The organism is Pseudomonas sp. LW8, from assembly GCF_041956865.1.
GTDB classification, from domain to species: Bacteria; Pseudomonadota; Gammaproteobacteria; order Pseudomonadales; family Pseudomonadaceae; genus Aquipseudomonas; species Aquipseudomonas siliginis.
In genome coordinates this window covers 3095287-3113578 of the sequence record NZ_CP168138.1, presented here as the reverse complement: position 1 = coordinate 3113578, position 18292 = coordinate 3095287, and the positions used below count along the sequence as shown (strand labels likewise).

The 18292-nt window shown below is 57.7% G+C and carries 21 protein-coding genes; 10 read left to right on the top strand and 11 right to left on the bottom strand.

Features of this window, described 5'->3' with window-relative positions; genetic code table 11:
- Positions 1 to 105: 105 nt before the first annotated feature.
- On the top strand, positions 106 to 1089 hold the full coding sequence (locus AB9L16_RS14080) for an MDR family oxidoreductase (protein WP_375122266.1): 984 nt from the start codon (positions 106 to 108) through the stop codon (positions 1087 to 1089).
- On the opposite strand, the gene ada is transcribed toward AB9L16_RS14080, so the two are convergent.
- From ada to AB9L16_RS14060, 4 genes are all read right to left on the bottom strand, one after another.
- Complete coding sequence (ada, locus tag AB9L16_RS14075) at positions 1079 to 2140, bottom strand: bifunctional DNA-binding transcriptional regulator/O6-methylguanine-DNA methyltransferase Ada (protein WP_375122265.1); 1062 nt, start codon at positions 2138 to 2140, stop codon at positions 1079 to 1081. The genes AB9L16_RS14080 and ada overlap by 11 nt on opposite strands.
- Before the next feature lie 80 nt (positions 2141 to 2220).
- Positions 2221 to 2892 (bottom strand): DNA oxidative demethylase AlkB, encoded by a 672-nt coding sequence (alkB, locus tag AB9L16_RS14070; protein WP_375122264.1) that lies wholly within the window; start codon positions 2890 to 2892, stop codon positions 2221 to 2223.
- Between the two features lie 7 nt (positions 2893 to 2899).
- Positions 2900 to 3070 (bottom strand): hypothetical protein, encoded by a 171-nt coding sequence (locus AB9L16_RS14065; RefSeq protein ID WP_016774926.1) that lies wholly within the window; start codon positions 3068 to 3070, stop codon positions 2900 to 2902.
- Between the two features lie 28 nt (positions 3071 to 3098).
- Positions 3099 to 3401: a DUF1883 domain-containing protein gene (locus AB9L16_RS14060; protein WP_007912251.1), complete on the bottom strand. Its 303-nt coding sequence runs from the start codon at positions 3399 to 3401 to the stop codon at positions 3099 to 3101.
- 211 nt (positions 3402 to 3612) lie between these two features.
- On the opposite strand from AB9L16_RS14060, the gene AB9L16_RS14055 reads away from it, so the two are divergent.
- Together AB9L16_RS14055 and AB9L16_RS14050 are read left to right on the top strand one after the other, a co-directional pair.
- Positions 3613 to 3969, top strand: a complete 357-nt coding sequence (locus AB9L16_RS14055) for a hypothetical protein (RefSeq protein ID WP_016774925.1) — start codon at positions 3613 to 3615, stop codon at positions 3967 to 3969.
- A gap of 72 nt (positions 3970 to 4041) precedes the next feature.
- Positions 4042 to 4272 (top strand): hypothetical protein, encoded by a 231-nt coding sequence (locus tag AB9L16_RS14050; protein WP_016774924.1) that lies wholly within the window; start codon positions 4042 to 4044, stop codon positions 4270 to 4272.
- A gap of 3 nt (positions 4273 to 4275) precedes the next feature.
- Here the strand turns inward: AB9L16_RS14050 and AB9L16_RS14045 are convergent, their stop codons facing one another.
- Both AB9L16_RS14045 and AB9L16_RS14040 read right to left on the bottom strand, forming a co-directional pair.
- On the bottom strand, positions 4276 to 4563 hold the full coding sequence (locus tag AB9L16_RS14045; protein ID WP_016774923.1) for a hypothetical protein: 288 nt from the start codon (positions 4561 to 4563) through the stop codon (positions 4276 to 4278).
- A 140-nt stretch (positions 4564 to 4703) separates the two neighbouring features.
- A complete protein-coding gene (locus AB9L16_RS14040; protein ID WP_016774922.1) occupies positions 4704 to 4889 on the bottom strand; it encodes a hypothetical protein in 186 nt (61 codons plus the stop codon).
- Positions 4890 to 5147: 258 nt separating this feature from the next.
- Between AB9L16_RS14040 and galU the strand changes: the two genes are divergently transcribed.
- Entirely contained in the window at positions 5148 to 5987 is an 840-nt protein-coding gene (gene galU / locus AB9L16_RS14035; protein WP_024013124.1) for a UTP--glucose-1-phosphate uridylyltransferase GalU, read from the top strand.
- Between the two features lie 129 nt (positions 5988 to 6116).
- On the top strand, positions 6117 to 7475 hold the full coding sequence (gene gorA, locus AB9L16_RS14030; RefSeq protein ID WP_375122263.1) for a glutathione-disulfide reductase: 1359 nt from the start codon (positions 6117 to 6119) through the stop codon (positions 7473 to 7475).
- Here the strand turns inward: gorA and AB9L16_RS14025 are convergent.
- Positions 7472 to 8488 carry a DNA-binding protein gene (locus AB9L16_RS14025; RefSeq protein ID WP_150740946.1) on the bottom strand — a complete coding sequence of 339 codons (1017 nt, stop codon included), beginning with the start codon at positions 8486 to 8488 and terminating at the stop codon, positions 7472 to 7474. The genes gorA and AB9L16_RS14025 overlap by 4 nt on opposite strands.
- 177 nt (positions 8489 to 8665) lie before the next feature.
- On the opposite strand from AB9L16_RS14025, the gene AB9L16_RS14020 reads away from it, so the two are divergent.
- From AB9L16_RS14020 to ahpF, 3 genes are all read left to right on the top strand, one after another.
- The gene (locus tag AB9L16_RS14020; RefSeq protein ID WP_252876399.1) at positions 8666 to 9604 is read left to right on the top strand and encodes a site-specific integrase; all 939 of its coding nucleotides are present in this window, start codon (positions 8666 to 8668) and stop codon (positions 9602 to 9604) included.
- 137 nt (positions 9605 to 9741) lie between these two features.
- On the top strand, positions 9742 to 10305 hold the full coding sequence (ahpC, locus tag AB9L16_RS14015; protein WP_016774916.1) for an alkyl hydroperoxide reductase subunit C: 564 nt from the start codon (positions 9742 to 9744) through the stop codon (positions 10303 to 10305).
- 124 nt (positions 10306 to 10429) lie between these two features.
- Positions 10430 to 11992: an alkyl hydroperoxide reductase subunit F gene (gene ahpF / locus AB9L16_RS14010; protein ID WP_375122262.1), complete on the top strand. Its 1563-nt coding sequence runs from the start codon at positions 10430 to 10432 to the stop codon at positions 11990 to 11992.
- Between the two features lie 252 nt (positions 11993 to 12244).
- Here ahpF and gloA read toward each other — a convergent pair whose 3' ends face one another.
- Positions 12245 to 12766: a lactoylglutathione lyase gene (gene gloA / locus AB9L16_RS14005; RefSeq protein ID WP_039762746.1), complete on the bottom strand. Its 522-nt coding sequence runs from the start codon at positions 12764 to 12766 to the stop codon at positions 12245 to 12247.
- Between the two features lie 137 nt (positions 12767 to 12903).
- Between gloA and AB9L16_RS14000 the strand changes: the two genes are divergently transcribed.
- Positions 12904 to 13422 (top strand): DUF4946 domain-containing protein, encoded by a 519-nt coding sequence (locus tag AB9L16_RS14000; RefSeq protein ID WP_095180140.1) that lies wholly within the window; start codon positions 12904 to 12906, stop codon positions 13420 to 13422.
- A 215-nt stretch (positions 13423 to 13637) separates the two neighbouring features.
- Here the strand turns inward: AB9L16_RS14000 and AB9L16_RS13995 are convergent, their stop codons facing one another.
- Both AB9L16_RS13995 and AB9L16_RS13990 read right to left on the bottom strand, forming a co-directional pair.
- Positions 13638 to 14003 carry a histone-like nucleoid-structuring protein, MvaT/MvaU family gene (locus AB9L16_RS13995; RefSeq protein ID WP_041480175.1) on the bottom strand — a complete coding sequence of 122 codons (366 nt, stop codon included), beginning with the start codon at positions 14001 to 14003 and terminating at the stop codon, positions 13638 to 13640.
- 227 nt (positions 14004 to 14230) lie between these two features.
- Positions 14231 to 15766, bottom strand: a complete 1536-nt coding sequence (locus AB9L16_RS13990; RefSeq protein ID WP_375122261.1) for an EAL domain-containing protein — start codon at positions 15764 to 15766, stop codon at positions 14231 to 14233.
- 351 nt (positions 15767 to 16117) lie between these two features.
- On the opposite strand from AB9L16_RS13990, the gene hppD reads away from it, so the two are divergent.
- Positions 16118 to 17194: a 4-hydroxyphenylpyruvate dioxygenase gene (gene hppD, locus AB9L16_RS13985; protein ID WP_016774910.1), complete on the top strand. Its 1077-nt coding sequence runs from the start codon at positions 16118 to 16120 to the stop codon at positions 17192 to 17194.
- Positions 17195 to 17367: 173 nt separating this feature from the next.
- Here hppD and rarD read toward each other — a convergent pair whose 3' ends face one another.
- Positions 17368 to 18249, bottom strand: a complete 882-nt coding sequence (gene rarD, locus AB9L16_RS13980; protein ID WP_056789655.1) for an EamA family transporter RarD — start codon at positions 18247 to 18249, stop codon at positions 17368 to 17370.
- Between the last annotated feature and the right edge of the window lie 43 nt (positions 18250 to 18292).

Below are 18292 nucleotides of genomic sequence, written 5' to 3'. Positions count from 1 at the left end.
TTTTCAGCGTCGGTGCGGGTGGCTTAGCGAAAGTCGAGTGTGGCAATGTGTTGCGATGTGTTATTTCAGGGCACGCTTTCTTCCCATTATTTTCGAGGGGCCGTCATGTTCAATGCCATTCTGATCGACAAAGACGACAGCGGTTATCGCGCCAATCTGCAGCAAATCGATGAGCAGCAACTGCCCGAAGGCAACGTCAGCGTGAACGTCGCGTACAGCACCCTGAATTTCAAAGACGGCCTGGCCATCACCGGCAGTAGCCCGGTGGTACGCAAGTTTCCCATGGTGCCGGGGATCGATCTGGCGGGGACTGTCGAATCCAGTTCGCATGCCGATTTCAAGGCGGGCGATCGGGTGCTGCTCAACGGTTGGGGCGTCGGTGAAAGCCACTGGGGCGGACTGGCGCAAAAGGCCCGGCTCAACGGTGACTGGCTTATTCCGTTGCCCGAAGCTTTCACGCCGGCGCAAGCCATGGCCATCGGCACCGCAGGTTACACGGCAATGCTGTGCATTCTGGCGCTGGAGCGCCATGGCCTGACACCGGATCACGGCGAAGTGCTGGTCACCGGCGCCAATGGCGGGGTCGGTAGCTTTGCCATCGCCTTGCTCAGCAATTTGGGCTATCGGGTGGTGGCGTCCACGGGGCGGGTGTCCGAGCATGAATACCTGCAGCAATTGGGTGCTGCCGACATCATCGATCGAGCCACCTTGTCCGAACCGGGCAAGCCGTTGGCGAAAGAGCGCTGGGCGGCGGTGGTCGATTCGGTCGGTAGTCATACGCTGGCGAATGCTTGCGCCAGCACACGCTCGGAAGGCGTGGTCGCGGCATGCGGGTTGGCGCAAGGCATGGATTTCCCGGCCTCGGTAGCACCGTTCATTCTGCGCGGCGTAACGCTGGCCGGGATCAACAGCGTGACCCAGTCCAAGGCGCGCCGTATCGAGGCCTGGGGCCGACTGGCCAAGGATCTGGATTTCTCGTTATTGCAATTGATCAGTCACGAAATCAGCTTGAGCGAAGCCCTTGAGGCCGCGCCCAGATTACTCGCCGGGCAACTGCGGGGCAGGGTGGTGGTCGACGTCAATCGTTGAGTTCGCGCTCAAGCAGTTGGCGTTTGCGCTCGACGCCCCAGCGGTAGCCGGAAAGATTGCCGTCACTGCGCACCACGCGGTGGCAGGGAATCGCCACCGCCAAACGGTTGGCCCCGCAAGCCTGGGCCACCGCACGCATCGAAGTCGGCGCGCCGATGCGTTGCGCGATCTCGGCGTAACTGGCCGTGCTGCCTGGCGGGATCTCGCGCAGCGCCTGCCAGACGCGCTCCTGAAACGCTGTGCCGCGTATATCCAGCGGCAATTTCAGGCCCGTCGCGGGCGCTTCGACAAAGCCGACGACGCTGGCGATCAACTGTTCAAATTCGCGGTCGGCGCCGATCAGGTTGGCCTTGCGAAACTGATCCTGCAGGTTGCAGACCAGCTGATGCGGATCGTCGCCGAGCAGAATCGCGCAGATCCCACGTTCGCTTTGCGCCACCAGAATCGCCCCCAGCGAGCATTGGCCAACGGCAAAGCGAATGTCGTTGTTCTGCCCGGCAGCGCGATAGTCGGTGGGCTTCATGCCCAGCAGTTGATCGGCTGATTCGTAAAAGCGGCTGTTGGAATTGAAGCCAGCGTCATACAGCGCGTCGGTCACCGAGCCGCCGTCCGCCAGGCGCGCACGCAGTTTGCGTGAGCGATGCGCCGTGGCGTAAGCCTTGGGCGTCAGGCCGGTCGCGGCTTTGAATACTCGATGAAAATGGAAAGGGCTAAGGCCGGCGCTGGCGGCGAGGCTGTCGAGCGCGGGCAATGTCTCGCACGCTTCGATTTGCCGGCATGCCGCTGCGATGATCGCCGCGTGCTGCGCATCATTCTGGTCCTTGCTGGCGCGTTTGCTCGGCCGGTATCCGGCAGCTTCGGCCAGTTCGGCGGTGTCGAAAAACTCGACGTTCTGCGGTTTCGGCAGGCGCGCCAGACTGCTCGGTCTGCAGTAGATGCCAGTGGTTTTGACCGCATAGACAAATTGCCCGTCGGCACGCGGATCGCGCGCCACCACAGCGGCCCAGCGGGGATCGTGTTCAATGCTGATTGTCTTCGAAAGCTTGTCCATGAGAGGGGATCCGTTGACCTGTTTGAGTCAGGTTAACCAGCATCGTAACCCGCAACACTCCGCGCCTTGCGGTCAAACTTTCATTGATCGCCAGCAACGCGGAAGGTGATGTTGATGCGCCGTTCGCCCAAGAGCGGGTGATGGCCAGGTTTGATTGGCAGCACGCCGTGATAGCGCAGGCGGTCCACGCCGCCCCAGACCACCATGTCGCCATGCAACAGCGGAATGCGCTGGGTTTTATCGCTGCGTTCGAAGCCGCCGAACAGAAACATTGCCGGCAAACCTAGCGACAGCGAAACGATGGGCGCGGCATAACCTTTTTCGTCTTTGTCCTGATGCAGCGACATCTTGGCGCCGGGGACGTACTGGTTGATCAGGCAGGAGTCGGCCTGAAAATCCGGGAAACCGGCGCGCTCAGCCGCTTGGTGTGCCAGTTCGGCAAACACCGCCGGCATCGACGGCCACGGCAAGCCGCTGAGTGGATCGACGCTGGAATAACGGTAACCGCTGCGATCGGTGATCCAACCCAGCTGTCCGCAACTGCTGGTGCCGACCGACATGCTGAAACCGCCGGGCGTGACCATGTGGCGTAGCGGGGCGGCGGCAAGAATGGCGTCGAGCTCGGTCAGCAGTTGCTCGACCTGTGGCAAGGCGAATCCGCGCAGCACCCACGATTGTTCGCCGATCTGCTCGGCGCGGGGCTGCTGTACGGGTTCGTTGTCGGCGAACAGGTCAAACGTGGTCGGTTGCATGACTCGGTTACAGCGCTTTGCTGACCTTGATGTCACTGAGTTCTTCGTCAGCGTGCATTTTCTTCAGCGCCGCTTTCGCTTCCTCGTCAGTGCCGGTTTCCAGTTCAGCGAATTCGAAACGCTGTTCACCGTCCAGTTTGTACTTGATCACGTATTTGGTTTTTTGCGCCACGGTCATGTTTCCCTTTCAGAATAGGCTGCGCGTCTCAGCTCAGTTTAGTGCTGGAGCGACGGATGATCTTGATCGAGTGGGTCAGCGTCGGCTTGCGCGTCACGCTGATTGCGCGGCGGTTGACGGTGTCGATGGTGATGTTCCAGAAGCCGGTGCTCGGTGCGGTGATGCGTGCCGGGAACGTGTCGAACGCGCCGCCGTGGTAGGTGTGACGGCCGCCGTTTTTGAAGCTGCGGAAGTTGGCGTCGTTCATCAAACGGATGTTGCACATCTGCGAGCATTGAATGACGACGATGTCGTCTTCGTTGAGGTGCTCGCGCTGGTGAATGAATTTCATGGGCGCCTCCAGAAGGGCTTTTTCTACTAAATCAAAACGATAGCTTGTCGATGGGCGCAGTTTATCAGCCCGCACGGGTTATTATCTGGCCGTCGGGCGTTGCTTTGACAAATTTTGAACAGAACTTCGCCATGGCGGGCGGGTTAAATGCACAAGGCCCCGGAGAAAAGCGGCATTTGTGCTGTCGGACGGTCTTTAACGGAGGATTTCTATGAAGTGGGGTGTGGTGTGTGTGCCGTTGATTCTGGCGATGGCCGGTTGTGCAAATGTTTCCGAAATCAATGAAACGCTGCCAACCATGAGCGTGATCTCCGGCAAAAAGCCCCAGGAGTATGCGCAGTGTCTGACCGACAAGCTCGCTGACAGTCGTGGTGCGTTGCAAGTCCAGCCGCAGAAGGACGGTGTACGAGTCATCGTTCCCGGCAAACTTTCGTCAGGCCCGGCAGCCGTGTTTGATATCGAAGATCGCGCCGGCGGCAGCAGCATCAAGCTGCATGAGCGCATGTCCAACGTGCCGGTTCGCCCTCGCGATGTACAGAAAGCTGCGAACGCCTGTATTTCCGGCTGATAGACTATCGAACATCAGCACCCGATGCCGTCACAGTCCTGCTGTGGCGGCATTGTCATTTATGGAGTCGCAATGAAGCGAGAGCACGTGCGGGAGCGCCACGCAGAGGGCCTTATCTCTGCCACTCATGTCATCCAGAACCCGGCGAATCCGGGTGAATGGATCGTGTTTTTCAAGAAGAGTGCAGGGCGCAGCTACTTTTTGGTGGATGACAATGATGAAGTCGAGTCCTTCAATCGGCTCGACGACCTGATCGAGGTCGTCCGTGGCCTCGGGATCAAATTCGCCGAAATCCACATGTAAGGCTTACTTGCAGACGACCACGACGTTGCGCGTCTTGTAGTTGCCAACGTCAACGCCCAGGGTTTTGTCATCTTCCTTGGGCGCCGGTGTGCCATCAGTGCCGACGATGCGATAGCCGGTGCCGGCGCAGGATGCATCGGCCTTTTCGTAGCACATGGCCCATGAGTTGGCTTCGCCGGAACAGTCGATGCTCAGACCCTGTTCGCCATTGTTCAGATAGGTGGGCTGCGAAGTGGCACAGCCGCTCAGTACCAATACCGCGAAAAGCGGCTGCAGTTTGTTCAGGTTCATGGTTGCGAGGTCTTCAAGTGGGGGACTGGTTGCTCTGACAGCGCCGCGATGAAAAGGTTATAGCGATTGGCCACTTGTTTGCCAACAAAGCACAAAAAAGCCCTGCATGCTGGCAGGGCTTGGCGCAAGTGCTAAAAGGATCAGTCCTGATCTTTGCCTCGGCGCTTGGAAGAAGCAGGCGTATCAGTGAACACCGAGGCCACATCTGTCGCCATCTGCTCGCTGTCGAAAGGCCCGGCGATATGTTCGCCATTGGTAGTGGTCAGCGTCCACTTGCCGTCTTTCTTGTCGATCACATACCCGTTGATGATTTTTACCGCAGCCATCTAGTCTGTCTCATTCGCTGGTTCAAAGGCGCCATGATAGCGGCAAATGCTCGCAATGGGGGCTGATAAGCGTATGGTGATCCTGTTTGCCCGGATCTTGAGCTACGCTGACTCCGCCGCTGAAATACCCGGATGGAACTATCCGCGCGAATATTTCTCTATGTTGGCATCGGTTAGCCAGCGCGGGGCATTGTAAGGCGCACGCCGCCTGATTAGACTGCCCCGAAACTCGTACACACAGCCTTTTCAAGGACTTATATGATCAAGAAATGCTTGTTTCCAGCAGCCGGTTACGGCACTCGCTTCCTCCCAGCGACCAAAGCCATGCCTAAAGAAATGCTGCCGGTGGTAAACAAGCCACTGATCCAGTACGGCGTTGAAGAAGCACTGGACGCGGGCCTGACTGAGATTTCCATCGTCACCGGCCGTGGCAAGCGTGCTCTGGAAGACCACTTCGACATCAGTTACGAGCTGGAAAACCAGATCAAGGGCACCGACAAGGAAAAATACCTGGTCGGTATCCGCAAGCTGTTGGACGAGTGCTCGTTCTCCTACACCCGTCAGACCGAAATGAAAGGTCTGGGCCACGCAATCCTGACTGGCCGCCCACTGATCGGTGACGAACCGTTCGCCGTGGTCCTGGCGGATGACCTGTGCGTCAACATCGACGGCGACGGCGTACTGACCCAGATGGTCAAGCTGTACAAGCAGTTCCGCTGCTCGATCGTCGCGATCCAGGAAGTCGATCCGCAGGAAACCAACAAGTACGGTGTCATCGCTGGCGAAATGATCCGCGACGACATCTACCGCGTGCACAGCATGGTCGAGAAGCCAAAGCCGGAAGACGCGCCGTCGAACCTGGCGATCATCGGTCGTTACATCCTGACCCCGGACATCTTCGACCTGATCGAACAGACCGAGCCAGGCAAGGGCGGCGAAATCCAGATCACCGACGCCCTGATGAAGCAGGCCCAGAACGGCTGCGTCATGGCCTACAAGTTCAAGGGCAAGCGTTTCGACTGCGGTGGTGCTGAAGGCTACATCGACGCGACCAACTTCTGCTTCGAAAATTTCTACAAGACTGGCAAGGCTTACTAATAGTCTTCGCCTCGTCTGCAAAAGAAAGCCACCTTCGGGTGGCTTTTTCATTTTCCGCCCTTATATGGATGGCAGTGCTTGCCCAATGAATGGCTGCGGGTATGCTGATGGCCTGCCGAGGAGATAGAAATGGCCTACGATTTTGACCTTTATGTGATTGGTGCCGGTTCCGGCGGTGTGCGGGCTGCGCGGTTTGCCGCAGGCTTCGGGGCGAAAGTGGCGGTGGCCGAAAGCCGTTACCTGGGCGGCACCTGCGTCAACGTCGGCTGCGTGCCGAAAAAGCTGTTGGTCTACGGCGCGCACTTTGCCGAGGACTTCGAGCAGGCGTCCGGTTTCGGCTGGAACCTGGGCGAAGCCAACTTCGACTGGGCCACGCTGATCGCCAACAAGGATCGCGAGATCAATCGCCTTAACGGCATTTATCGCAATCTGCTGGTCAACAGCGGCGTGACCCTGCACGAGGCGCACGCGAAAATCGTCGGGCCGCACGAGGTCGAGGTTAATGGCGAGCGCTTCACCGCAAAGCACATTCTGATCGCCACCGGCGGCTGGCCGCAGATCCCTGAAATTCCGGGGCATGAGCATGCGATCGGTTCGAATGAAGCGTTCTTCCTCAAAGAGCTGCCCAAGCGTGTGCTGGTGGTCGGCGGCGGTTATATTGCCGTCGAGTTCGCCGGAATTTTCCATGGCCTCGGCGCCAACACCACGCTGCTGTATCGCGGCGATCTGTTCCTGCGCGGCTTCGACGGTGCGGTGCGCAAGCATCTGCAAGAGGAGTTGACCAAGCGTGGCCTCGATCTGCAATTCAATGCCGACATTGCGCGCATCGACAAGCAGGCCGACGGTAGCTTGAAGGCGACGCTCAAGGATGGTCGCGTACTCGAAGCCGACTGCGTGTTCTACGCCACCGGCCGGCGTCCGATGCTGGACAATCTGGGCCTGGAAAACACCAATGTGCAGCTCGACGACAAGGGCTTTATCAAAGTCGACGACGAGTATCAAACCGCCGAGCCGTCGATTCTGGCGCTGGGCGACGTCATTGGTCGCGTGCAACTGACCCCGGTCGCTCTGGCCGAAGGTATGGCCGTGGCGCGGCGTCTGTTCAAGCCGGAGCAATACCGTCCGGTGGACTACAAGATGATTCCGACCGCCGTGTTCAGCCTGCCGAACATCGGCACGGTCGGTTTGAGCGAAGAGGAAGCGCGCGAATGCGGCCACGAGGTGGTTATTTTCGAGAGCCGCTTCCGGCCGATGAAGCTGACCCTGACTGACTGTCAGGAGAAAACCCTGATGAAGTTGGTGGTCGACGCCAAAACCGACAGGGTGCTTGGCTGCCACATGGTCGGCCCGGACGCTGGCGAGATCGTGCAAGGTCTGGCGATCGCCTTGAAGGCTGGCGCAACCAAGCGCGACTTCGACGACACCATCGGGGTGCACCCGACGGCCGCCGAAGAGTTCGTCACCATGCGTACGCCGGTCAGCGCTTAAGCGTCTGTCGCTTTGGCCGAGTCTGGCGCTGCCGCAACGGTAGCCGCCAGACGCTGGCTGTCTTCAAGGCTTGCCTGAACCTTGAGCAATTCCTTTTCCAATGACTGATTGAGCTGCGTTTGTTCGTCGACGCTCTGCTTGAGCGCCTGGCTTTCCAGTGCCGCCACGCGCAGACGTTCCTGGAGGAGGGTGCGCTCGCTATCCATGCGCGTGGCCTGCTCGAGCAACTGATCCTGACGCTGATTGCTGTGCTTGAGCTGATCCTGCACAAGATTCAGCTCGCGCTGGGTGCCACGGTTTTCGGTGAGCAGGCGTTCGTTGTCGCGGTGCAACTGCGTGATCTCGTCCTGGCGCACCAACGCGCTCTGCTGGGCTTGACGCAATTCTGCCTGTATCTGCTGAAGTTGCCCTTCATGGCGGGCCTGCTCCTGCTCGCGCTGTTCCTTGGTTGCGTTACGGTAATGCTCAAGCGCATCGCGGGCGTGCAGGTGCTTCTCTTCCAGTGAGCGAATCTGTTCGTCCTTGTCCTGCAAGCGCAATTCAAAGTCGGCCAATGCCTGGTTGAGGCCGGCGTTGCGCGTCTGTTCGGTTTGCAGCATCGAGCGGGTGTTGCCCAGCGCTTCGGATTCGCGTTGCAGCGCGGCGCCTTGAATGTCGTGGTCGTGCTCGAGTTTTTCCAGCGCCTGGCGAACCTGTTTCAGCTCGGTTTCCAGTGCTTCGCGTTGCTCCTCGAACTGTTCGCGGGCTTGCTCGATGGGTTCCTGTGCTTGTTCTTTCAGGCGCTGGGCGAGTCGAGAGACGAGGGCGGTGAGCTCATCATCGATCGGTTCTGCTGACGCCTCATTCGGCTGGGCACCGTCGTCCAGTTCTTTCAGATAGCGATGGATCGTGGTTTTCGAGCCGGTGTTGCCCATTTCAATGCGTACTGCATCGATGCTTGGGTGTTCGCCGCGAGCGAGGATCGCTGTGCGTGCGATTTGCACCAGTGCTTTGGTAATGCCGCCACGGGCCATGTGAACTCCTACGTTTACGTACTGTGGTACATGCCACTAAAGTACGCAGTGTACCATGCTGAAAATATAGGTAAATCTTTGAGATAAAACAGGCGGGATATACTGGTATTACCCAATGTCAGGGGGCAAAATGCGCACCTGCATGCCTGAACCCGTACGCCAGCGAGAAAACTGCCCATGAGCGACATTGATCGATATCTGCAAGCCGCCACCCGGGACAACACTCGCCGCAGCTATCGCATGGCCATCGAGCACTTCGAGGTGACGTGGGGCGGATTTCTGCCGGCTACTGCCGACAGCGTTGCGCGATATCTGGTGGCGCACGCTGGCGTGCTGTCGATCAACACGCTGAAGCTGCGTCTGTCGGCGCTGGCGCAGTGGCACAACAGTCAGGGGTTTGCCGATCCCACCAAGGCGCCAGTGGTGCGCAAGGTGTTCAAGGGCATTCGTGCTTTGCACCCGGCGCAGGAAAAACAGGCTGAGCCGCTGCAATTGCAGGATCTGCAGCGCGTGATCGATTGGCTTGAGCAGGAGGCGCAGACGGCCCGGGAAGAACAGGACCGCCCGACCTTGCTCAAGGCGTATCGGGATCGCGCGCTGATTCTGTTGGGCTTCTGGCGCGGCTTTCGCAGCGACGAATTGTGCCGTTTGCAAATCGAGCATGTGCAGGCGAGCGCTGGCAAGGGCATCACTCTGTATCTGCCGCGCAGCAAGGGCGACCGGGAAAACCTCGGGCAGACCTACCAGGCCCCGGCGCTGTTGAAGTTGTGCCCGGTGCAGGCCTATATCGATTGGATTACAGAAGCTGCGCTGGTGCGCGGCGCGGTGTTCCGCAGCATTGATCGCTGGGGCAATCTGAGCGAGGAGGGCCTGCACGCCAACAGCATTATTCCGCTGCTCCGCCAGGCGTTGCAGCGCGCCGGGATTGTCGCCGCCGGTTATACCAGTCACTCGTTGCGACGCGGTTTTGCAACCTGGGCGCATCAGAGCGGCTGGGATCTGAAATCGTTGATGAGTTATGTTGGCTGGAAGGACATGAAATCCGCCATGCGCTATGTTGAGGTCAGCCCATTCCAGGGAATGGCTCGGATTATGGATAAGCCGGATCAGCCGTAGAGATCGTTTTCTTCTATTAATACAGTCAGCTAATAGCGAAAACAAATCAGCAGTATCAGGTTTGCCAATGAGCCTTCCGTCGAGTGAGTGGGTAGGATTCACCCATCAACTTCATAACCCCTGACGGAGAGTCATCGATGCCTATCATCAACAGCCAAGTAAAACCGTTCAAAGCTACCGCGTTCAAAAACGGCGACTTCGTTCAAGTCTCGGATGCTGACTTGAAAGGCAAGTGGTCCGTAGTGTTCTTCTACCCAGCCGACTTCACCTTCGTGTGCCCAACCGAGCTGGAAGACCTGGCTGACAACTACGCTGAGTTCAAGAAGCTGGGCGTGGAAATCTACAGTGTTTCGACCGACACCCACTTTGCTCACGCTGCCTGGCACAACACTTCGCCAGCCATCGGCAAAATCGAATACACCATGATCGGCGACCCTACCCACGTCATCTCCCGCAACTTCGACGTGCTGATCGAAGAAGCTGGTCTGGCTGACCGTGGCACCTTCGTGATCAACCCTGAAGGCCAGATCAAAATCGTTGAACTGAACGATGGCGGCGTTGGCCGTGACGCTTCCGAGCTGCTGCGCAAGATCAAGGCTGCTCAGTACGTCGCTGCACACCCAGGCGAAGTTTGCCCGGCCAAGTGGAAAGAAGGCGAGGCCACTCTGGCTCCGTCGCTGGACCTGGTCGGCAAGATCTAAGTCTGTGACATGCAACGCAGGGCGGCACGCCGCACCTTCTTAAGTTAGCTGCACCGCCCAATAAAAATGCCCGGGCGAGATTCGCTCGGGCTTTTTTTCGCCTCAAATAAAGGAAATCGCCCGTATGTTGGACGCCAATCTTAAAGCCCAGTTGAAATCGTACCTGGAACGGGTCACCCAACCGATCGAGATCGTTGCATCCCTCGACGACGGTGCGAAATCCCGTGAAATGCTGGAACTGCTGAAAGACGTTGCCAGTCTTTCGAGCCAGATTACTCTGATCGACAGCGGTGACGATGCCCGCAAGCCATCGTTCTCGATCAATCGCCCTGGAGCCGACATCAGCCTGCGTTTCGCCGGCATTCCAATGGGCCACGAATTCACCTCGCTGGTGTTGGCTCTGCTGCAAGTCGGTGGCCACCCGTCGAAGGCCAGCGTTGAAGTGATCGAGCAGATCCGCTCGCTCAAAGGCGAGTTCAGCTTCGAGACTTACTTCTCGCTGTCTTGCCAGAACTGCCCGGACGTCGTTCAGGCGCTGAACCTGATGGCCGTGCTCAACCCGAATATCCGCCACGTCGCCATCGACGGCGCGCTGTTCCAGGACGAAGTCAACGATCGCAAGATCATGGCTGTGCCGAGCATCTACCTCAATGGCGAAAACTTCGGTCAGGGCCGCATGGGCCTGGAGGAAATTCTCGCCAAACTCGACACCGGCGCTATTGAGCGTCAGGCCGAGAAGATCAGCGCCAAAGAAGCCTTTGACGTGCTGGTCGTTGGTGGTGGCCCGGCGGGTGCTTCGGCCGCTATCTACGCCGCACGTAAAGGCATCCGCACCGGTGTCGCGGCTGAGCGCTTCGGCGGTCAGGTGCTGGATACCATGGCCATCGAGAACTTCATTTCCGTGCAGGAAACCGAAGGGCCGAAACTGGCCACGGCGCTGGAAGAACACGTCAAGCAGTACGACGTCGACATCATGAATCTGCAACGCGCTGACAAGCTGATCTCGGGCAAGAATGGCGAGCTGCATGAAGTCCACTTCGCCAGCGGTGCAACCCTGAAAGCCAAGAGCGTGATTCTCGCGACCGGCGCACGCTGGCGCGAAATGAACGTTCCGGGCGAGCAGGAATACCGCAACAAAGGCGTGGCGTACTGCCCGCACTGCGACGGCCCGCTGTTCAAGGGCAAGCGCGTAGCGGTGATCGGCGGCGGTAACTCCGGCGTTGAAGCGGCGATCGATCTGGCCGGTATCGTGGCGCACGTAACGCTGCTGGAATTCGACGTGCAACTGCGCGCCGACGCCGTGCTGCAACGCAAGCTGCACAGCCTGCCGAACGTTACCGTGATCACCAGTGCGCAAACCACTGAAGTCACCGGCAATGGCGAGAAGGTCAACGGCCTGCGCTACAAGGACCGCACTACCGATGAACTGCGCACGGTTGAGCTGGAAGGCATCTTCGTGCAGATCGGTCTGCTGCCGAACACCGATTGGCTGAAGGGCGCCATTGAGCTGTCGCCGCGTGGCGAGATCATTGTCGACAACCGTGGCGAGACTTCCATTGCGGGGATCTTTGCAGCGGGTGACGTGACGACTGTGCCGTACAAGCAGATCGTGATTGCGGTAGGCGAGGGCGCCAAGGCTTCGCTGAGTGCGTTCGATCACTTGATCCGGACTTCGGCGCCGGCGTAACTGCCAGGTCGAAAACGAAAAAACCCATGAGCGATCATGGGTTTTTTATTGCGCGTGGAAAGCCACCCCTCACCCCAGCCCTCTCCCGAGGGAGAGGGAGCCGACCGAGGTGTCTGAAGTCATCCATCGACCTGAGAGAGCCGGTCGATTATGGATTCACCGCCAATCGTTCAAGTCGGCGTAATTCTCCAACATCCCGCAATCAGTCCCCTCTCCCTCTGGGAGAGGGCTAGGGTGAGGGGCTTTCAGCTTTTACAGCGGCGCAGGCTGAATGATCTCGACCCAGTAGCCATCCGGGTCCTTGATGAACGCCAGGCTCTTCATCCGGCCGTCGGTCAGGCGCTTCTGGAAATCGCAACCCAGCTCTTCAAAGCGTGCACACGCTGCGACGATGTCCGGCACCGAAATGCAGATGTGACCAAAGCCACGCGGATCGGTGTTGCCATTGTGATAGGCGAAGTCGGCATCGTTTTCGGTACCGTGGTTGTGGGTCAATTCGAGAATGCCTGGAATCGATTTCATCCATTCGGTACGCGCAGCAGCATCGGCCGGGATCTGCGCTTTATCGACCAGCGCAAGGAAGTACAGGCTGAATTCGGCTTCCGGAAAATCACGCTTCTCGACCAGCGAGAAACCCAGGACGCGGGTGTAGAAATCCAGCGACTTGGTGATGTCCTTCACGCGCAGCATGGTGTGGTTGAACACGAAGTTGCGGGTTGCGCTGTCTGGCGTGGCGGTCACGCCGGGGAAAGTGTTCAGTTCGTTGAGGCTCATGGGCCCTCCAATAACAATGGGCGAGTGAATGGGCGCAATGATACGCATGCCGGCCGGCATCGCCAAATGCAAGGCGGGCTTGCCCTGCGCGAGGGCGGGGCTCAGACTTTGCTCTCTACCTTCGAGTGCGTCCGGCAATGATCCGACTGTTCAAATCCGTGTTTGTTTTTTTTGCTTTGTCATTGGCCGTGGTTTTCCCGGCCATGGCCGAACCGAGCATCACCTGGCCAGCGGGCTGGAAGGTTGAAGTGTTGCCGGATACCGCGCCGCCAGTCTCGCGGCAAAGGGCAGTGAAGCTCGATGCCGACGGCAATCAGGTGATGGTGATGGAGTTGACCATGACGCAAGTGGAGGCGGGGCATCAGGTCAATTTGCAAGGCGTGCTGCTGGAGATGCGTAAATCCATCCAGAAGGATTTCTTCCGCAGTGGTTATCAGAGCGTCTGCAACCGAATCCATCCGGCTGCGTTCGGATCATTGACCGGGTTGGAGACGACTTGCACGATCACCGAGAACGGCCGGCACGTATTATCACAAACGCTGGTGGCTGCCGTGGAAACAGACAAGGCTTATGTACTTTCATATGCCGGTCAGGCTGAGGTTTATAAGGCGAGCGCCGACGACATAGAGGCGGCACGTAACAGCCTGAAATTATAAACGTCCGTACTAACTCGCGGTGTTTTGAATGCCGGAAAGGATTAAGCACAAAGTTTGATTCATCGTTTGCAGCAACATCGCGCAGCAAAATGTTTAGCGTGATGACTCAGTAACGTTACACAATTTTCCAACTTGTTCGATGAAAATCATTTCATTTGTTAGATATTGTCAATAAAAAAGCCCTGCATCGCGCAGGGCTTTTTGTTGGCGTCAGATTAACCGCGCAACCATGAATCCACGGTGGCCGCACCGTACTGTTCTTTCCAGGCTTTCAGGCCGCGATGGTTGCCGCCCTTGGTTTCGATCAGCTCGCCAGTGTGCGGGTTCTGGTAAACCTTGACGACGCGGGCGCGGCGGGTCTTCGGCGCTGGGGCGGCCTGCAGACCGGACTTCGCCGGGTTCGGGTCGAGGATAGCGATGATATCTTTCAGGCCTTTGCCATAGGTTTTCATCAGTCCCTGGAGCTTTTCTTCGAATTCGATTTCTTTCTTGAGCCCGGCGTCATTCTTCAGTGACTCCAGCTGTTTGAGCTGTTCCTGAAGGGCCTTTTCAGCTGCGCGAAATTCAGCGAGTCTGGACAATATCTTTACTCCAATAGTGTGTTTGGCTGATACCAACCGCAAACAAAGCTATAAGCCAAGAGCCTGGAAGCGACTCGGTGATAATTGGCTCACCTGTCAGTCTGGCTCAGGTTGAAAAAATTGTAGTAGTTAATGCGACAAGAGTAAATCCTGATGTTGTCGCCATGTAACAACAATGACTTTTTGTATCAATTTGGTGCGGTTGTTGGACGGGCTATGCTAATGAGTTAACGATCACTTAATGCGCTGATGAAATCTGCTGCCGGCATTGGCTTGGCAAACAAATAGCCTTGCATGAAATCCACCTGATGCTCCGTCAGGTAATCGGCTTGGGCCTGTGTTTCGACACCTTCGGCAACAATGGCCAGATCCAGCTTTGCCGACAGTTCAATGATGGAGTCGAGAATATGTCGTGATAGCGCATCGATGCCGATCATGGCGACAAAGCTCTGATCGATCTTGAGAAAGTCGACCTTGAAGGCGCGCAAGTAGCCGAGGCTTGAGTGGCCAGTACCAAAATCGTCGATCGCGATTTTCACTCCAAGTGCGTGCAATTGCTCAAACAGTTGCAGGGTCATCTCATTCGGTTCGATCAGCTCGCGCTCCGTCAATTCCAGCACCAGTTCGACGCTGCCGGGCGCAAACTCCGCCAGGAGGTCGCGACAGTCTTCGACCAGTTCCAGATCCTTGCAATGGCTGGCAGTGATGTTGATGCCGATATGGAAAGGTTTGGCGAAGGCCGCAGAATGCGGTCCCAGCAGGGCGGCAGTCTGTTGCATCAGCGCGCGGGTCATCGGCACGATCAAGCCTGAATGCTCGGCAAATGGAATGAACAGATCCGGGCGTACGAGGCCCTCTTTCGGGTGATTCCAGCGCATCAGCACTTCAGCGCCGGACCACTGCTTGCTGTCACCGTGAACCACCGGCTGGAAATAAGGAATGAATTCCCCGGCCTCGAGTGCGCGAAGCATTTCGTGACTGGGCGAGTTCGAGCGTTTCTGCACGACATGGCCGATGGCGCCCGAGATCACGCCGAAAAATATCAGCAGGCTGAACAACGGCGGATAATTGGCCGCCATGTAACGCCAGGTTTCTCCCTCGGGGAAACCCGCCGACACGTTGAAACCGTATCGTTCGGATTCGAGCATGCTATGCGCGACTGGCAAAGCGGGCAGGGGCCCTTGATGCACTCTGCCGTCGGCGGACAGCCAGTTATCGCCCACTTGCAACATCAGTAATGTCTGGCGGCCGATCAGGCGCAGGATGTTGCTCAGGTGATAACCATCAAGCGTGGTCAGCGCGCCGCCACGACCGTCGCTGAGGCGGTAGATCAACAATGCCGTGTCGGGAGTGACGGGATTGCCGTTCATCAACCACAGTTTGCCTTGATGATAGTCCCCGGCATTGACCGCTTCCTTGAACTGCCCGAACAGTGAGCTGCAGTAGAGCGTGTTGTCCCAGACCAGATTGGTCGAGCGCACGAAGGGGCGGCGGGTCACTTGTTCGCGCAGGGCCAGTTTCACGTCTTCGCAATTTTTCCCGGCCAGAGGCAGCAGAACCCGAGCGGCTTCTGCCGTGTTGTCGAGCATCAGATCGAACTGTTGCAACGCTTGTTCGGCCGTTTCCCCGGCACTTTGCTCCAGCGTTCGTTTTGCCTGCATATAAAGAATCCCACTGCCCAGAACGATTGGCAGCAGACCGCTGAGCAAAGTCACGGCGATTCGGGTGCTGCGTTTGCGGCGGGATCGGTGGGTCAGTGGCATGGACACATCCTGTGGTTTAGAAATCTGACCCGATAAACAATTGAGCCAGAGAGGAGAATAGATGGCTGATGGCGCTTGCGCCGTAGGTAAAAAAGAGGATTTTATACAGAGGGCAGACAGGTCTGGTTACGCTGTGTAGAATCGGGTTACGCATACAATAATAATCGTCTTCTGGCAGCAGAAGCCTCGCCCGCAAGAGCCTTGGGTCGACAATGAAGATATTCGGGTTTCAACTGATCTACGGAGACTTCCTCGCGCGCAGCGTGCGTGGCATCTCCTGTGCGCCGCCCTCCACATCACTTTCCTGACAAATAACCCTGGTTAATTGATAAGAAATGATGAGGCGTCACCATGGCAGATTTATACGAAAACCCAATGGGCCTGATGGGCTTTGAATTCATCGAGTTCGCAGCGCCGACTCCTGGCACACTGGAGCCGATCTTCGAGATCATGGGCTTCACCAAAGTCGCGACCCACCGTTCCAAGAACGTGCACCTGTATCGTCAGGGCGCAATCAACCTGATCCTCAATAACGAACCCAACAGCGTCGCCTCGTACTTCGCCGCCGAACACGGCCCGTCCGTTTGCGGCATGGCGTTTCGCGTGAAGGATTCGCAGAAGGCCTACTCGCGCGCGCTGGAGCTCGGCGCCCAGCCGATTCACATCGAGACCGGTCCGATGGAACTGAACCTGCCGGCAATCAAAGGCATTGGCGGCGCGCCGCTGTACCTGATCGACCGTTTCGGTGAAGGCAGCTCGATCTACGACATCGACTTCGTGTTCATCGAAGGCGTTGATCGCAACCCGGTCGGTGCCGGCCTGAAGATCATCGACCACCTGACCCACAACGTTTATCGCGGTCGCATGGCCTATTGGGCGAACTTCTACGAGAAGCTGTTCAACTTCCGTGAAATCCGTTACTTCGACATCAAAGGCGAGTACACCGGTCTGACTTCGAAAGCCATGACCGCACCGGATGGCATGATCCGCATTCCGCTCAACGAAGAGTCGTCCAAGGGCGCCGGGCAGATCGAAGAGTTCCTGATGCAGTTCAATGGTGAGGGTATCCAGCACGTCGCGTTCCTCACCGACGACCTGATCAAGACCTGGGATCAACTGAAGAAAATCGGCATGCGCTTCATGACCGCGCCGCCGGATACCTACTACGAAATGCTCGAAGGTCGCCTGCCGAATCACGGCGAGCCGGTCGATCAGCTGCAATCGCGCGGCATCCTGCTTGATGGCGCATCGGAGCAGGGCGACAAGCGTCTGCTGCTGCAGATTTTCTCGGAAACCCTGATGGGGCCGGTGTTCTTCGAATTCATCCAGCGCAAGGGCGACGATGGTTTCGGCGAGGGCAACTTCAAGGCCTTGTTCGAATCGATCGAGCGTGACCAGGTGCGTCGTGGTGTGTTGACCACCGAGTAATCTGAAATGAAAAAATCCCGGCCTGCAGAAATGCAGGGCCGGGATTTTTTTGCTTCATACAAAACCTGTGGGAGCGAGCCTGCTCGCGAATGCGGACTTTCATTCAACACTCATGTTGACTGGTCTGACGACTTCGCGAGCAGGCTCGCTCCCACATTTGTCTTGTGTTGCATTCAAGAGCGGCGTTGGCGCATCAAGTGTTTGAAGCCTTCGAACACCAGCACCACAACCGCCAGCCAGATCGGGATGTAAGTCAGCCACTCGCCCGACTTGATGCTCTCTCCCAGCAACAATGCCACCGCGAGCAACAGCACCGGTTCGACATAACTCAACAACCCAAACAGACTGAACGGCAGCAAGCGGCTGGCGATGATATACACCACCAGCGCAGACGCACTGATCAGGCCGAGCAGTGGAATCAGCCACATCAGCCCCGGATATTGATCGAACACGGCCAGGCCCTGTTCGCCGCCCTGCACAAACCAGTAGGCGACCGGCAGCATCAGGGTCATGTCGACCCACAGGCCACCGAGGTTGTCGGTTTGCAGGTATTTGCGCAGTACGAAGTACAGCGGATAACCGACCACGACCATCAGCGTCGCCCAGGAAAATCCGCCAACCTGATACAGCTCGTTCAACACGCCAAGACTGGCGAAAAATACCGCGATTTTCTGCAGGTAAGACAGGCTCTCGCCATAGGCAATCCGCCCGGTCAGCACCATCGCCAGTGGCAACAGGAAATAGCCCAGTGATACATCCAGGCTGTAATCATTGAGCGGTGCCCACATGAACAGCCACAGCTGAACCCCGAGCAGGGCTGAAGAAACCAGCAGCCCGGCAATCAGCTTCGGCCTGGCTGCCATCAATCGGAACAGCTCCAGCACCCGCCGCCATTCCCCGGAAACCAGCATGAACACCGTCATGCACGGCACGGTCAGAAGCATGCGCCAGCCGAAGATTTCCACGCCGCTCAGAGGGGTCAGCAGCGACGTGTAGTAATACATGACGGCAAACAGCACGGAGGCTGAAACCGATAGAGCGATACCTTTAGACAAACTGTCCTCGCGACGTGATGGTTGAACGGGGCGCGCAGGATAC